General features: G+C 47.3%; 11 protein-coding genes and 2 pseudogenes. 8 read left to right on the forward strand and 5 right to left on the reverse strand.

Annotation, left to right across the window (positions count from 1 at the left end):
• The 8 genes and pseudogenes from BMZ71_RS15165 to BMZ71_RS15555 all read left to right on the forward strand — a co-directional run.
• Positions 1-245 (forward strand): annotated as a pseudogene (locus tag BMZ71_RS15165) (IS5/IS1182 family transposase); the annotation flags it as partial.
• Between the two features lie 378 nt (positions 246-623).
• A complete protein-coding gene (locus BMZ71_RS12790) occupies positions 624-2,012 on the forward strand; it encodes a PTS transporter subunit EIIC (RefSeq protein WP_086989044.1) in 1,389 nt (462 codons plus the stop codon).
• Positions 2,013-2,420: 408 nt separating this feature from the next.
• Entirely contained in the window at positions 2,421-3,899 is a 1,479-nt protein-coding gene (locus BMZ71_RS12795; protein WP_086989045.1) for a sucrose-specific PTS transporter subunit IIBC, read from the forward strand.
• A 78-nt stretch (positions 3,900-3,977) separates the two neighbouring features.
• The gene (locus tag BMZ71_RS12800; RefSeq protein WP_086989046.1) at positions 3,978-5,468 is read left to right on the forward strand and encodes a glycoside hydrolase family 32 protein; all 1,491 of its coding nucleotides are present in this window, start codon (positions 3,978-3,980) and stop codon (positions 5,466-5,468) included.
• A 205-nt stretch (positions 5,469-5,673) separates the two neighbouring features.
• Positions 5,674-6,159 (forward strand): IS200/IS605 family transposase, encoded by a 486-nt coding sequence (gene tnpA, locus BMZ71_RS12805; protein WP_086989047.1) that lies wholly within the window; start codon positions 5,674-5,676, stop codon positions 6,157-6,159.
• 713 nt (positions 6,160-6,872) lie between these two features.
• Positions 6,873-8,075, forward strand: coding sequence for a quaternary amine ABC transporter ATP-binding protein (locus tag BMZ71_RS12815; RefSeq protein WP_177187628.1), 1,203 nt, complete (start codon positions 6,873-6,875; stop codon positions 8,073-8,075).
• A complete protein-coding gene (locus tag BMZ71_RS15550; RefSeq protein WP_086989050.1) occupies positions 8,068-8,922 on the forward strand; it encodes an ABC transporter permease in 855 nt (284 codons plus the stop codon). The genes BMZ71_RS12815 and BMZ71_RS15550 overlap by 8 nt, the downstream gene beginning before the upstream one ends.
• Before the next feature lie 58 nt (positions 8,923-8,980).
• Positions 8,981-9,889 (forward strand): glycine betaine ABC transporter substrate-binding protein, encoded by a 909-nt coding sequence (locus tag BMZ71_RS15555; RefSeq protein ID WP_086989051.1) that lies wholly within the window; start codon positions 8,981-8,983, stop codon positions 9,887-9,889.
• A 421-nt stretch (positions 9,890-10,310) separates the two neighbouring features.
• On the opposite strand, the gene BMZ71_RS12830 is transcribed toward BMZ71_RS15555, so the two are convergent.
• From BMZ71_RS12830 to BMZ71_RS15170, 5 genes and pseudogenes are all read right to left on the reverse strand, one after another.
• A complete protein-coding gene (locus tag BMZ71_RS12830; RefSeq protein ID WP_086989052.1) occupies positions 10,311-11,126 on the reverse strand; it encodes a Fic family protein in 816 nt (271 codons plus the stop codon).
• Positions 11,127-11,205: 79 nt separating this feature from the next.
• Entirely contained in the window at positions 11,206-11,610 is a 405-nt protein-coding gene (locus BMZ71_RS12835; protein ID WP_086989053.1) for a type II toxin-antitoxin system HicB family antitoxin, read from the reverse strand.
• Between the two features lie 583 nt (positions 11,611-12,193).
• Positions 12,194-14,254 (reverse strand): ABC transporter ATP-binding protein/permease, encoded by a 2,061-nt coding sequence (locus BMZ71_RS12850; RefSeq protein WP_086989056.1) that lies wholly within the window; start codon positions 14,252-14,254, stop codon positions 12,194-12,196.
• A gap of 95 nt (positions 14,255-14,349) precedes the next feature.
• Complete coding sequence (locus tag BMZ71_RS12855; protein WP_086989057.1) at positions 14,350-14,994, reverse strand: TetR/AcrR family transcriptional regulator; 645 nt, start codon at positions 14,992-14,994, stop codon at positions 14,350-14,352.
• Between the two features lie 362 nt (positions 14,995-15,356).
• A pseudogene (locus BMZ71_RS15170) lies at positions 15,357-15,536 on the reverse strand (IS200/IS605 family transposase); the annotation flags it as partial.

Here is a 15,536-nt window from a genome sequence, read left to right on the forward strand (position 1 = left end):
ATACCCTCACGATCAAGTCGAACTTGCATCAAGAACAACTTGACTTTGAAAACAGTGATGCATTTCGTGAGAAATCAAGAATGCGATACCGAATTGAACAAAAGAATAGCGAGTTAAAGAACCGTTATGGTTTAAAAAAATCCATGAGTAACGGTTTATTTGGTATGACTATACAAAGTGCATCGACCGTATTTATCGCAAATATGAGAAAAATAATCAGAGAAATAGAGAAAAAAGGGGCCTAAAGGCTCCCTTTTTTGCGGAAAAATAGCAAGCGAGAAATGGTGAAATGATTTTTGTTGATGCTTTTTACATTCTCTAAGCGACTTTTTCAGCAGCCTCTACTTATGTCATGTCTTTCTTTGTATTCATTTTAACGCTTTTGCCGGGGAAAGGCCATCGCCAGCAAGTCCATAAAAAATACAAAATATTTTATTAGAAAACGCTTGACTTTATCTTTGAAAGGGTTTACTATTTATATCAAGAGGAACCGGTTTCACTAAAGAGTAAAACTTGATCCTCCTCATTTTCACCCTGAAAAGGAACCGGTTCCTTTTCGGGGTGAAGCATAGCTTGTATTGCACTTATTCTTAGGCACAACATATCAAAAGGAGGAATCATTAATGAAAAATGAACAAACTATCAAAGACATTCTTGACGCTGTGGGAGGCCAGGATAATGTCAAAAATTTTGAACACTGTGCTACAAGACTTCGAATTATCTTAAGAGATAACAGCAAGGTGAGCAAGGAAAAAGCGGAAGCTGTCACTGGAAGCAAAGGTTACTTTTTTAATACAGGACAACACCAGTTTATTTTCGGAACTGGAAAGGTAAATGAAGTCTATTCTGAATTTAAGCAATATACAAAGATGGATGAATCAGCGGATACAGCGTTTAAAGAAGACGTTTACTCCAACATGACTCCCGTTCAGAGAGTCGTTCGAACTTTGGCGGATATTCTAATTCCTCTAATTCCTGCACTGGTTACAACGGGACTATTAATGGGTTTAAGAGGACTTCTTGTGGAGCTGGGTGTAGAATTTAGTCCATTTATGTTGAGCATGTTCCAGATGCTGACAGATACCGCATTTGCTTTCCTACCAGTACTTATTGCCTATAGTGCCACTCGTAAATTTGGTGGAAATCCCATCATCGGTATCGTAGTTGGCCTTATGATGGTATCTCCTAATTTGCCTAATGCTTGGGCTGTAGCCGGTGGAAGCGCTGAAGCAATCAAGGTTTCTTTCTTAGGACTGAATATTCCTATTGTAGGTTATCAAGGATCTATCATCCCCGCTATCGTAGCAGGGTATCTAATATCAAGAATTGAGAAAGAGCTACGAAAAGTTGTTCCTCAAATCATCGACCTGATTGTAACGCCGTTTGTAACATTAACAGTAACCATTTTTCTAATGCTCTTTATCTTAGGTCCTATCACTCATACATTCGAGATTGCAGTCAGTGACTTTATCGTTATGCTGATCAATGCACCTTTAGGTATTGGATATATCCTTTTTGGCGCACTTCAACAACTCTTGGTTATTACAGGCCTTCATCACACTTTATCAATCATTGAGCTTCAGTTACTTGCCGATACGGGTGAAAATGTGCTGAATCCACTTATGACAGCCAGTATGGCTGGACAATTAGGGGCAGCAATCAGTGCAGCTTTACTAATGAATGTTAAACTAAAGAGAACTAACGCTATTTCTTCTTCCACATCTACCTTATTTGGAATTACAGAACCTCTTCTCTTCGGTGTGAATCTGAGAAGTTTGAGAATACTGGTTTCCGGCATGTTGGGAGGAGCTGTGGGTGGTCTGCTTACGTATATCTTTGGCCTATCTGCTACAGGTATGGGAATCACCTTTATTCCTGGACTGTTGCTTTACACCAGTAGTTTCGCATCTATGATCCAGTACCTAGTTGTCATTGTAGGAGCATTTGTGACAGGGTTCATTGCTGTGAAAGTACAGTCGAATAAAATTTCAGAGCAGCTTAATTTAGATTAATTAAATAAAGAAAGAGGGGAGTGCCTCAGAACCAGAAAAGGATTTTCTGGTTCTGAGGCACTCCCTTTTCTAGGTTTATGGGCAGACCTACCCCGCCAAACCGCAAATAAGAGGCTGCCTCCTATTGAGACACCCCCTTCTAACGTGCGCCCGGAACGGGTGATAACTCTGCGGAAAGGCCATCGTCAGCCGATCCATAAAAAATACAAAATAAATTTTTAGAAAACGCTTGACTTTATATTTGAAAGGGTTTACTATTTATACCAATAGGAACCGGTTTCACCAACACTGAAAACCCGCTCCTTATCGTTTTGAACCGAAAAGGAACCGGTTCCGGATGGAAGCGAAGTATTGTTATTATTGCACTTATTCTTAAGCACAATAGACAAAAGAAAAGAGGGAGAAAAAATGGATTACAAAAAGATTGCAGAAGAATTGTTGACGGACATCGGCGGGAAAGACAACGTACAGGCGGCGACGCACTGCGCGACACGTTTGCGCTTGGTTTTGAGGGATGAAAGCAAAGTCGATCAAGCGGGATTGGACGCACGCGATGAAGTCAAAGGAACTTTCTCAACGGCTGGTCAATACCAGATCATCCTGGGTTCCGGAACTGTAAATGAAGTCTACAAAGAGTTCATCAAGATGGCCGGCATCGATGCCATGAGCAAAGAGGAAGTCAAAACAGCCGGCACGCAAAAATTGAATCCGATCCAACAAGGCGTCAAGTTGCTTTCGGATATCTTCGTACCGATCATACCGGCCATCGTAGCTTGCGGTTTGATGATGGGATTGAACAACGTATTCACGGCACAGGATTTGTTTGTTACCGGAAAATCGCTGATTGAAGCTTATCCGGCCATCGAAGGTTTTGCAGCGATGATCAATACATTCTCCAACGCGGCATATGTCTTCCTTCCAGTCCTGATCGGTTTCAGCGCAACGCAGAAATTCGGCGGTAACCCATACTTGGGAGCTGTTTTGGGGATGTTGATGGTCCACCCGGATCTTGTCAATGCCTACAACTATCCGGCAGTTTTGGCTGCAGGCGAAGTGCCTTTCTGGAATATCTTCGGCTTCGAAATCGCTAAAGTCGGTTACCAAGGAACTGTCCTGCCGATCCTGTTTGCGGCATTCATCCTGGCGAAAATCGAAACATTCCTGCACAAACGTGTGCACACCTCATTGGATAACCTGATTACACCCCTTTTTGCTATCATCATTACAGGTTTCCTGACTTTCACTTTGGTGGGACCTCTGACGCGCACACTCGGCGACGTGATGACAAACAGCCTAGTATGGTTGTATGACACGACAGGTGCCATCGGCGGAGCCATCATCGGTTTCTTCTATGCTCCACTGGTCGTTACTGGTATGCACCATAGCTTCATCGCTGTTGAAACGCAATTGTTGGCTGATATCGCCAAAACAGGCGGTACGTTCATCTTTCCGATCGCCGCTATGTCAAACGTTGCTCAAGGAGCTGCTGCATTGGCGATGTTCTTCATTATCAAGGAACAAAAAGCAAAAAGCTTGGCTTCCGCTTCTGCCATCTCCGCTTACTTGGGGATCACTGAGCCTGCGATGTTCGGTATCAACCTGAAATACCGCTACCCGTTCTATGCAGCAATGATCGGTTCCGGCGTCAGCAGCGCGTTCATTTCCTTCTTCAAAGTCAAAGCAATCGCAATGGGTGCAGCCGGCCTGCCGGGCGTCATCTCGATCAAACAAGAAGACTTGTGGGTCTACGTCTTGGGCATGCTGATCGCGACACTCACGACAGTATCCATGACCTACGTCTTCAGCAAACGCGACTGGACAAAAGACGAAGCGAAAAAAAGAAATGCGGAACAGGCTCATTCAACTCTGAATAAGGAAACACTGTGACCTAATCGGTCTAATTTCCGAGAGGCAGACTTAGACTGCTAGACATACGACTAATTTGATACAGAAAGGAATAACACGATGAAAGAATGGACACGCGAGGAGCGCTATAAAAAACTCTCGGATTATTCCGACGATTATATGGAAGAATTGGCGAAAAGGGTGGCGCAGTCGCCCTTCCGCCAGCACTACCACATCCAACCGAATACCGGCCTGTTGAACGATCCGAACGGCTTCACCTATTTCGACGGCAAATGGCATCTCTTCTATCAATGGTTTCCGATGGGCGCGGTCCACGGCCTGAAGCACTGGTTCTATCTGACTTCGACGGATCTCGTAAATTGGAACGAAGAGGGCGTAGCGCTGTTGCCTGACACGGAATACGACAGCCATGGCGTCTATTCCGGCAGTGGCTTCGTCAAAGACGGTCAGCTGCACATCATGTACACCGGCAATGTCCGCACGGAAGAATGGGAAAGGGTGCCGAACCAAATCGTCGCCCGCATGGAAGCGGACGGCAGCTTCACGAAGTTCCTGCCGCCTGCTATCGCCGGCAAACCGGATGGCTACACCGACCATGTCCGCGATCCCAAAGTGTGGAAGCAGCACGGCCTCTACTATGCCGTCATTGGTGCCCAACGCACCGACGAAACCGGCACAATCCTGCTGTACCGTTCCAAGGATGCCTTGGAATGGGAATTGATGGGTGAAATCGATGCCGGCTTGCCGGACTTCGGCTTCATGTGGGAATGCCCGGATCTGTTCGAAATCGACGGAAAAACAGTGCTGCTGTTTTCACCGCAAGGAATCGAGCCGGAAGGCGATCGCTACCACAATATTTTCCAGACCGGTTACGTCATCGCTGACGATTTCCGGATGGATGAGCTGAAATTGGAGCATAATGGTTTCCAGGAACTGGATGCCGGCTTCGATTTCTACGCCACCCAGACCGCCGAAAGCCCGGATGGCCGCCGCATCCTGACGGCTTGGATGGGCTTGCCGGATGTGGCGTATCCGACCGACAGCGAAGACTGGGCGCACTGCCTGACGCTGCCGCGCGAGTTGGCCATCAAGGACGGCAAGCTGATCCAGAAACCGGTTCGCGAATTGGTTGCTTTGCGCAAGGAGAAAACTGTTTATGATGCCGGTTTGTTGTCTAGCGAAAAGACGATCGAGCGCAACGGTGGCAACTGCTACGAACTCCAGCTGGATGTAGCATTCCCGACGTCAGCTGACCACGCGCCTGTGACATTGGAACTCTGCGAAGATGCGGCCAATGATAAACGTTTCCGCATCACCTTGGATCCATCCGTCAAGAAAATTACGATCGACCGCAGCCGCTGCGGCATCCCGTTCGCAGAAGACTTCGGCACGACTCGCACGCTGACGGTCGAACAGATGGATGCAGTGAAACTGCAGATTTTCGTCGACACCAGCTCAATCGAAATCTTCGTCAACGACGGTGAAGGCACCTTCACTTCCCGCGTGTTCCCGCAAGCGGGAGAAACCGGTCTGTCGCTCGCGGCAGGCAGCACAATCGATTACAGCCTCGAAATTTGGGAATTGGCCTGAAGAAGCGGCAAATGGTAGTTGAACGCACCACCCTTAGCTCTTTGTGAAGAGCTGGAAGGGTGGCGCGTTTTTTTGTGGAAATGAAAACCATGGGCTAGGCCCATGGTTCCGGAGAGCTTCCAGCGATGTATTAAAAAATCCTCGCTAAGTGCTAGAATATATTTGGTTCGCCAACCAATATTCATGACTTAGGAGGATTCTTTATATGTCTCAAGACAAAAATAGTTTAGCACATACTACTTGGAATTGTAAGTATCACATAGTTTTCGCGCCCAAATACCGGAGGCAAGCAATTTACGGAAAGATCAAACAAGACATAGGAGTCATACTTCGGCAGTTATGCGAAAGAAAAGGTGTAGAAATAATCGAAGCGACCGCCTGTGTGGATCACATCCACATGTTGGTAAGCATACCGCCCAAGATAAGCGTTTCATCGTTTGTCGGCTATCTCAAAGGTAAAAGTAGCCTCATGATATTTGATAGACACTCCAACCTAAAATACCGATATGGAAATCGCAAATTTTGGTGTACAGGATATTATGTTGATACGGTTGGGAGAAACAAGAAGGTAATTGAAGAATATATACGCAACCAAATTCAAGATGATATAGTGGCAGAACAATTAAGCCTATTAGAGTACACGGATCCATTTACAGGAGAAGAAGTTCGTAAGAGTAAAAAGAAAAAATAAGAGCCAGACCTTTTAGGTCTAGCCGGTGATAGTAGTACAATTGGCGAACCATTCAGAGCCCCTTTAGGGGTTGGTTAGTAACAAAGGCTTTCAGCCGTAGAGCAAACCACCCGTTCACACGGGTGGTTTTGATTGCGTTCGGCACGCTCTTCGGAACTACGGCCAACTGAATGGGAGGCACGAGTTCCTGTATTTTCGAGATTTGTCGAATGAACCACCGATATTCGACAATCTGCACCCTAGTAACAGCGAAATAGTCGAATAGGTGATGACATTCAACAATTTTGACATTATCTTCTGACGAGTTGTCGAATGCCGGGAACACATTCGACAATTTGAGCTTTAAGCACAGCAAAATCATCAACGGTGTCAGAATGTTGTGTGGTCCATATATCAACATAATGATTCTGCAAACAACTGTTTTAAAAAAATTCAGATTCTTCACGGTTACCTTTGGAAAGCGCGTGTAACCGTATACTTTTTCGCGGAAAATTCACAAATAATTCATTTTTGATTTGCATATCCGCGCCATAACTGGATAATAGTGGATATAGCTTTGTGATGTAACAAAATTATCTTCAATTTATGTTTTTGTAATAAATGAAAATGTAACACTATATTTGTACATTGCAGAGACCCATAGGCGGATCCGGGATCACATTCCCATTACGAAGAGAATCCACGCATATAGCATCAAAAATTTGAGAGGAGCAATGCACTTGCCGAAAATAAAAATAGAGAACGTAACGAAAATTTTTGGAAAAAAAGCAGATAAGGCTCTGGAACTGCTTGAACAAAAGAAGAGCAAACAGGACATCCTGCGTGCCACTGGGGCGACAGTAGGGGTCAACAACGTCAGTCTTTCCATAGAAGAAGGGGAAACCTTCGTCATCATGGGGCTTTCCGGAAGCGGAAAGTCCACGCTGGTACGGATGTTCAACCGTCTGATCGAACCAACGAAGGGGAACATCCTCATCGACGGGGAGAACTTATCGGTCATGGACAAGAAAGCCTTGCGCCAAGTCCGTCGGGAAAAAATGAGTATGGTTTTCCAGAACTTCGGCTTATTCCCGCACCGCACGATTTTGGAGAACACCGAGTACGGACTCGAAGTGCAGGGCGTAGCAAAAGCCGAGCGCAAGGAAAGAGCGCAACAGGCTTTGGAAAATTCAGGCCTGGGCGATTACAGCGATCAGTATCCGCACCAATTATCAGGTGGGATGCAGCAACGGGTCGGGTTGGCCCGTGCCTTGGCGAATGACCCGGAAATTCTATTGATGGACGAGGCCTTCTCGGCTTTGGATCCATTGATCCGTCGTGAGATGCAGGATGAACTGCTGGATCTGCAGGCAAATGTCAGCAAGACCATCATATTCATCACCCATGATCTGAACGAAGCTTTGCGTATCGGGGACCGAATCGCGCTGCTGAAGGACGGGGAATTGGTCCAAATCGGTACGCCTGAGGAAATTTTGACCAATCCGGCAACGCGCTATGTCGAAAAATTCGTGGAGGACGTCGACCGTTCGAAAGTGCTGACTGCCGAACACATCATGAAGCGTCCGATCGTCATGAATATCGAAAAACACGGGCCGCTCTTCGCGTTGGAATTATTGCGCCAAGAAGGGATTTCGACGATCCTGGTGGTGGACAATCACCGCAGACTGAAAGGGTACATCACTGCCGAGGACGCTACGAAAGCGTTGAAAGCCAATGCTACGAAAGTGGATGGCATCCTCAGAGAAGATATCCCGACAGTCTCCAAAGATACTACCTTGAGCGATATTTTCCCGATCATCCATGATTCAAGCTCGCCGGTTGCTGTCATCGAAAACGACAGATTGGTGGGTGTTCTTGTCAGAGGCGCCGTCATAGCCGCTTTGGCAGGAGAAAGTGAGGTGTCCGTAAATGGATAATCTGTTAAATTTCATTCCTGAATTGCCGGTTGCCGATTTTGCGGAATATGTCACGGACAAGACCGCTGACACGTTCAGTTTCCTTTTCGATCCGATCAAAGCGTCTTCGCAGACGTTGATTGATCTGATGACATCAACGCTGACGGCCATTCCGGCAGTCATCCTGATTGCATTAGTGGCGCTGCTGGCATTCTTTGCTTCAGGCAAAAAATTCGGCCTGGCCATTTTTTCTGTCGTCGGTCTCTGGTTTATCCACAATCAAGGGCTATGGGAAGACTTGATGTTCACCTTGACGCTGGTCTTGTTCTCGAGTTTGCTGTCCGTTCTGATCGGCGTGCCTTTCGGTATCCTGATGGCGAAAAGCAAAATCGCGAACAACATCATCAATCCGGTCCTGGATTTCATGCAGACGATGCCGGCCTTCGTTTATCTGATTCCGGCAGTAGCCTTCTTTGGAATCGGGATGGTTCCCGGGGTACTCGCGTCACTTATTTTCGCGATCCCGCCGACCGTCCGCTTCACGAATCTGGGGATCAGACAAGTTTCCACCGAACTGGTTGAAGCAGCCGAATCATTCGGTAGCACCGGTGCGCAAAGGTTGTTCAAAGTCGAATTACCATTGGCGAAAGCCACGATCATGGCCGGCATCAACCAAACCGTTATGCTGTCCTTGTCGATGGTCGTGATCGCTTCGATGATCGGTGCCCCTGGCTTGGGCCGTAATGTCCTTTCCGCCTTGCAACGCGCCAAAATCGGTTCCGGCTTCGTATCCGGATTGGCTTTGGTTGTACTTGCCATCATCATCGACCGTCTGACCCAGAAATTCAGCAAAAAGAGCGCCTCATAACACTGTTTAATGACGCAACGATTCCTGATTGCCAAACAAAAAGGAGAGAAACATACATATGACTAAAACAACAAAACGTAACTGGAAACGCCTTGGACTTACTGCCGGATTGGGCTTAGGTGTCTCGCTGATCGCCGCTGGCTGCGGTGCAACAGAAGATACAGAATCCATGGAAGATACAGTCGGCAAAGGCCAGGAAATCGAACTGGCCTACGTCGAATGGGATGACGCAGTGGCCACAAACCATGTTGTTGCCCAAGTATTGGAAGACCTCGGTTACGATGTGACCTTGACCCCATTGGACAACGCCATCATGTGGGAAGCCGTCTCCACTGGCGAAGCGGATGCCATGCTGAGCGCTTGGCTGCCAGGAACGCACGGTGCGCAAATGGAAGAATACGGTGACAAGATGGTCGACCTGGGCGGAAACCTTGAAGGCGCGAAAATCGGTTTGGCCGTTCCTGCCTATATGGATGTCGACTCGATCGCAGATCTGACCGACCAAGCCGGCAAATCCATCACCGGCATCGAGCCTGGTGCAGGTATCGTAGCAGCCGCTGAAAACGCGTTGACTGGGTATCCGAACTTGAGCGATTGGTCAATCGAAACGTCCTCATCCGGCGCGATGACCGTCACACTCGGACAAGCAATCGAAAATGAAGAAGAGATCATCATCACAGCTTGGAACCCGCACTGGAAATTCTCGGCTTATGACCTGAAATACCTGGATGATCCCAACGGAACTTTCGGCGGCGAAGAGACGGTCCACACGATGGTTCGTGAAGGACTCGAAACAGACATGCCTGAAGCTTACCAAGTATTGGATCAATTCCACTGGACTATCGAAGATGTCGAAGCTTTGATGCTCCAAATCTATGAAGGCGAATCAGCTGAAGACGCTGCCGAAGCCTTCGTGGAAGCTAATCCGGATCTAGTCGCAGAATGGACTGCCGGCGTAGCCAAATAAACAGAATATTGAACACTAGCAGGAGCTGCTGCCTCGGAATGAGGTAGCAGCTCTTGCTTTTTTGGTAAAAGTAGCCTGGGTTGTCCGATTCTTCGGCGTTATCGGATAAGCTACGAACCGAACGTGCAACGGTTGTCCGATTAATCGACGTTATCGGACAACCTTTGAACCGAACGCGCAGAGGCTGTCCGATTCATCGGTGTTATCGGACAACCATCGAACCGAACGTGCAGCGGTTGTCTGATTCATAGACGTTATCGGACAACCTTCGAACATTCGATCCAAATGTTCAAAGCGCAATGGTGAGACTCGGAAACCGGATAACCACAGGGAATTCGTTTACTTCACGAAAAAAAGCGAAGGCCAACAGCATCCGCGTGCTGTTCGTCTTTGTTTTTTTAGTTCTTTTGAACATTTTGTCCTATTTTTTCGTGTACATTTCTTCATCTGACAGCACGTTCTTTTTGCCCAACAGCAGATTTTCGAAAAACATTTTCAAGAACTGTTTATCCTGTTTCTCGCCATGATAATGGTAGAGCACGAGGGCGTTTCTAAAGTAGGCGGCATGCTCGCTGAAGAGTGAATTGTCGATGTGAAACCCTAATTTTCTCAGATATTGGATTCCGAAAACGGCGACTGTGCGGGTATTTCCTTCCCTGAAAGGATGGACTTGCCAAATGTCCGCCAAAAATGCCATCGCATGCAGCACTTTTTGCTCGTTGGTCAGGCCACTGTACGAGAAATTCTGTTCTCTTTCAAAATCGTACGCCAAGGTATCTTGGATCATGAAATGCGAACTGTATTGGACAGTCTCCCCATCGAGCACAGGCTCTTTCTTGGTGATGTTCACCGTCCGGAACTTTCCCACAGGAATTTCTTCCGAGAAAACCCCCGTGAATAAATGCCTGTGGATGCCCAACAGCGTGGAGGGGGAGAGCAGGAAGTGATCTTCGGCCAACAATTCTGCAATCCGGAGCGAAACGATATCCGCCTCGACCGTGTTTGCATCCACATGTGCTTCCCGGTGATAATCCGAAATTTCGCGATAAATGGTGTCATATCCTTTTTTTCCTTCTATATGTTCATAGGCCAGCTCGACCATGTACTCGGATGGGCTGAGGCCATCCACTTTTTGCAAGCCGAAAGCAGTCTGCCACAGAGCCAATTTAATCTGATACGGTAACTCGTTCTCGGCCACATCATAACTGGGCGGTAATTTGCCTTCTGGATAGTCCATAAATAAAACCCCATTTCAAGTGGAAAAGTAACGTGCTTTCTAATGATTATACTATTAATTTTCTAATAATACCGCTAGATCAGACGCCTAACTTTTCCTTCAATGCTTCCGTTAGTGTCAACGAAAAGTTGATGCCTTTTTCGATGCCAAGTTCATTCAGATAATTTGGGATCGTCAGCGTTTTTTTGACCACTTTGTTGTCGCGCTGTGCTTTATATTTTTTGAAATTGATATCCACAAGCGTTTTGATTTGAGAACTTTTTTGTTGATAGGTGATTTGATCTGGCAAGGGGAGAGGCTCGTTTTGCTCCATTTTATCGATGACGGCAAAACCGATATAATCCCTCGCCATCGTGATGGCCTCCGCCAAATCTTTCCCTTGTGTGTAGCCATTCACATCCGGTATCTCGACAAAATAAGGATATTCCTCGGCCAAGTCGACGGTGATGTAGATCGGATAGATGTATACTTTGTCTTCAATCATAATGAGTCCCCCTGTTGATTCATAATAAATGTAAAATGTAGGTTTCATTTAAGGTCGTACTTTCTGATAAGAGCTTTTGCCAAGTGTTCATTTGTTTCCTTGTGTCGAACAATCTGTTCTTTTAAATTTCCGTTGATGTAAATATCATGATTGCCCCCATGGTTCAGAAACCACCATCCATTTTGTTCGAAAAGTTTAATTAAGTCACGGGTTCTCAATTTATTGAACTCCTCTTTAATAGCACTATACGTGCTTAGTACGTGTGTGTCAAATGGGATGCTATCTCTTGTTGAATAGACTTTAAAATGAAATGTCAAAAGGAATATACGCAGTACATACCTTTTTTCGTTGATGTGATAATTTCAGAGTCTTTGGATAAAGGTTTGGAAACCAAAAATGATTATGGAATCCAATTCTTGGGTTCGCATTCCAAAAGAAAAAAGCGAAAGCGTCCGCTTGCGCGCAGTTCAAAGTTCCCCGCCCCGAGGTTCGAAACATTCTAAATCTTTTTGCCTTTACCCAAAAAAACCAGCCATCCAACCTCAAAACGAGGTTGGATGGCTGGTTTTAGCTATTTAAAAACTTAGTCATGACGCAAAGCTTCGATCGGATCGAGCTTGGCGGCTTTGTTGGCAGGGAAGACACCGGCAATGACGCTGATGATGACGCTGGCCAGGATGCCCAACAATGCGTAGATCGGAGTCATGTGCAGGATGGTTGTCCCGAAGATGCGCTCGACGATTACGTTCCCGACTGTGGAAAGCAGGGCGGCGATGGCGACACCGAGCAGGCCGCTGAACAGGCCGATCAGGAAGGATTCAGAGACGAAGATGCGGCGGATATCTTTGTTGCGCCCGCCGATCGCTTTGATGACGCCGATTTCCTGTGTCCGCTCAACAACGCTGATGTACAGGACGGTCAGGATCATGATGGCCGATACGAACAAGGAAATGCCGGCCACACCGGCTAGGATATACGTGAAGATATCCAGCATTTTCGTGAAGGTTTTTGCCAGCGTGTCGGTTGAGGAGCCGGCATAACCCAGTCCGTTGATCGCATCTTTGATGTCCTGGGAATTGCCTGCTTCATCCGCGTAAAGATACACGACATTCGGTTCCACGGTCAAGCCGTTTGCAGCGTTCATGTCCGCAAAAGTGTCCATCGTCATGAAGACCGAGTCGAAAGAGCCGGCAGGGCCGATCGCGTTTCCGGCTGTGTAGATGCCGCTGACCGTGTAGGTGCCAGTCAAAGCATGGCCGTTGACGGACAGTTTGACCTCGACATCTTCGCCGATCATGTCTTCAGCGTTTCCGGCCATCCCATCTGCCATTTCCTCGGTGATCAGGACTTCACCCTGATCCGGAAATTCGCCGTACAAGATGTTGGAGTCGGTCATGTTTTCCGAAGTCGTGCCGAAATTCATGAAAGCATAATTTTCGCCTTCATAAACGACCGTATCGCTGCCCATCGAGAAGGAAGCGTAGGATAATTCCAACTTTTCGACATGCGGAATGGCTTCCAGCTCGGCAATGTTCGCCTCTTCAAACGGGATGTTCTTCGACATCTGGGCGGCCGGATTATCGGCGAGCAGCGTGCCGCCGATACCGCCACCTCCACCACCCATGCCGCTTGGCTGCGCCGGGGCTGTTGCTGGGACAGTTTCTACGCTCGCAGCTGCAGCGGTATCGGACTGTGTCTCCTCGGTCATCCGCGCTTCACTGATGATCGGATTGACGTTTTCGTTCATCGTGTCGGTCAGGTAATCGTTGACGCCTTTGCCGAGCGCCAGCATCAGGATGATGCTCATGATGCCGATGCTTCCGCCCAACGAGATCAGGATGTTGCGGCTCAATTTTTCTTTCATGTTCAGCAAGGCCATGCGGATGGCCGCGAAGAAACTCAGGTTTTTGTTTTCCTGCTTTTCCTTTATTTGGAAGGCATTGTCGTGGAACTGCAGCGGGGGGCGTTTTTCGTCATTGATGATTTTGCCGTCATCGATCGTCACGATGCGGGTGGAACGGGAAGCGACGCGCTCCGAGTGGGTGACCATGATGACCAGCTTGCCGGTTTTCGCGATGTCCTGAATGATGTCCAGCACCTGATCGGATGTCTGGGAATCGAGCGCCCCGGTAGGTTCGTCGGCAATGATGATGTCCGGATCGTTGACCAGTGCTCGCGCGATCGCCACCCGTTGCTTTTGCCCACCGGACAATTGGTTCGGTTTCTTTTGGTAATGGTCCTTCAGACCCAATTGCTCCAACACTTCTTTGGCGCGGGCTTTTCGGGTTTTGCTGTCGATGTTCGAAAGCGTCATCGCCAAGGTGACGTTGTCCAAAATGGAAAGGTGAGGGACGAGATTGAAACTTTGGAAAATGAAGCCGATTTTCTCTTTGTGGAAAGCGACCATTTCCTTTTCCTTGAATTGGCCGATATTCTCGCCGTCCACCAGTATTTCACCGTCGAATTGCGAATCCAAGCCGCCCAACAGGTTCATCAGCGTCGACTTGCCGCTGCCGGATTCACCGATGATCGAAACCAATTCACCTTTTTCGAAAGACAACTGGACGTCCTTCAATGCGTGGAAACGTTCGCTGTCGGTGATGGGATAATATTTGTTTAAGTTGTTTACTTCCAAAAATGCCATTTAACTGTTCCTCCTCTTAAAAAAGTGATTAATCACTCACTTTTTATATTGTGGGTACAGTATAGTCCTCAACAGAGCAGACTGTCAAGGACTGATTATGGCTGGAGGCCTTTTTCGAGAAAAAGAATCAGGTGATCGGTTTCGACATTCGCATCGGCGTTGCTGGAGAGCCCCATCGATTTCGCGACAACAAAGCCGGCAACCGTGCTGATGATCAGGCGGATGATTTCTTCATTCGGCCAGTCGACGATCTCTTGCTTTTGTTTGAACAGATCCAGAAGTTGGTTTATTTCCTGGAACAGAGCTCCCGGAATCAGCGTCAGCAGATTGTCGCGCATGCTTTCCTGGTACAGATATTCCGTCAGAAAGATTTTCCAGATCTTCATGTTGTTGCCGGCGAAATCGATCCTGTCAGGCAGGACATGGTGGAGAAAATGATGGAAGGATAAGTCAGCCATATTCTCTTTGTTTTTCTGTAGCTCCGCTGGAATCAACACTTCGAGCGACTTGCTGAGGATCGGCAAAATGCTGGCATACAGCAGATTCTCCTTCGAACCGAAATGCTTGAAGATGGTGCCTTCCGCCACATCCGCCAAGCGGGCGATGTCCTTTGTCGATGTGTTCGAATAGCCTTTTTCCGCGAACAACTCCAGACTGGCGCTCAAAATGGCCTGCATCTTCGGCGTCAGTTTTTCGTTGTTCTGGATTTTATGTTTAAAGATTTCAAAAACGAAGTCCATTCTATCCGCTCCTTTACGGTTGTTGTGGTTCCATCTTAATGTGTAAACCGGAAACAAGCAAGCAGTTTCCGAAGATTGGTGGCGGATGTGCGGATACCGGATCTTCGGATCTCGGACCGGGCGGAGTTTCCCCACCAAAGTCTGTTTTGCGCGGAAACTACGTCGTGTGCGGCTCAGAATTCCCCGCCAAAAATGATTTGGCGGGCTAAATCAACTCGGAGCAGACCGAAATCAAAACCACCCGTGTGAACGGGTGGTTTGCTCTACGGCTGAAAGCCTTTGTTACTAACCAACCCCTAAAGGGGCTCTGAATGGTTCGCCAATTGTACTACTACCACGGGCTAGACCTAAAGGTCTGGCTCTTATTTTTTCCTTTTACTCTTACGAACTTCTTCGCCCGTAAATGGATCCGTGTACTCTAATAGGCTTAATTGTTCTGCGACTATATCATCTTGAATTTGGTTGCGTATATATTCTTGAATTGCCTTCTTGTTTCTCCCGACTGTATCGACATAATATCCTGTGCACCAGAATTTGCGATT

Origin of the sequence: Trichococcus flocculiformis, assembly GCF_900113645.1 — a bacterium.
GTDB classification, from domain to species: Bacteria; Bacillota; Bacilli; order Lactobacillales; family Aerococcaceae; genus Trichococcus; species Trichococcus flocculiformis.

Coding starts and splice junctions, on each gene's coding strand:
- BMZ71_RS15550 (WP_086989050.1), top strand. CDS start 8,068: ATGGATAATCTGTTAAATTTCATTCCTGAATTGCCGGTTGCCGATTTT.
- BMZ71_RS12790 (WP_086989044.1), top strand. CDS start 624: ATGAAAAATGAACAAACTATCAAAGACATTCTTGACGCTGTGGGAGGC.
- BMZ71_RS12795 (WP_086989045.1), top strand. CDS start 2,421: ATGGATTACAAAAAGATTGCAGAAGAATTGTTGACGGACATCGGCGGG.
- BMZ71_RS12800 (WP_086989046.1), top strand. CDS start 3,978: ATGAAAGAATGGACACGCGAGGAGCGCTATAAAAAACTCTCGGATTAT.
- BMZ71_RS12855 (WP_086989057.1), bottom strand. CDS start 14,994: ATGGACTTCGTTTTTGAAATCTTTAAACATAAAATCCAGAACAACGAA.
- BMZ71_RS15555 (WP_086989051.1), top strand. CDS start 8,981: ATGACTAAAACAACAAAACGTAACTGGAAACGCCTTGGACTTACTGCC.
- tnpA (WP_086989047.1), top strand. CDS start 5,674: ATGTCTCAAGACAAAAATAGTTTAGCACATACTACTTGGAATTGTAAG.
- BMZ71_RS12830 (WP_086989052.1), bottom strand. CDS start 11,126: ATGGACTATCCAGAAGGCAAATTACCGCCCAGTTATGATGTGGCCGAG.
- BMZ71_RS12815 (WP_177187628.1), top strand. CDS start 6,873: ATGCACTTGCCGAAAATAAAAATAGAGAACGTAACGAAAATTTTTGGA.
- BMZ71_RS12835 (WP_086989053.1), bottom strand. CDS start 11,610: ATGATTGAAGACAAAGTATACATCTATCCGATCTACATCACCGTCGAC.
- BMZ71_RS12850 (WP_086989056.1), bottom strand. CDS start 14,254: ATGGCATTTTTGGAAGTAAACAACTTAAACAAATATTATCCCATCACC.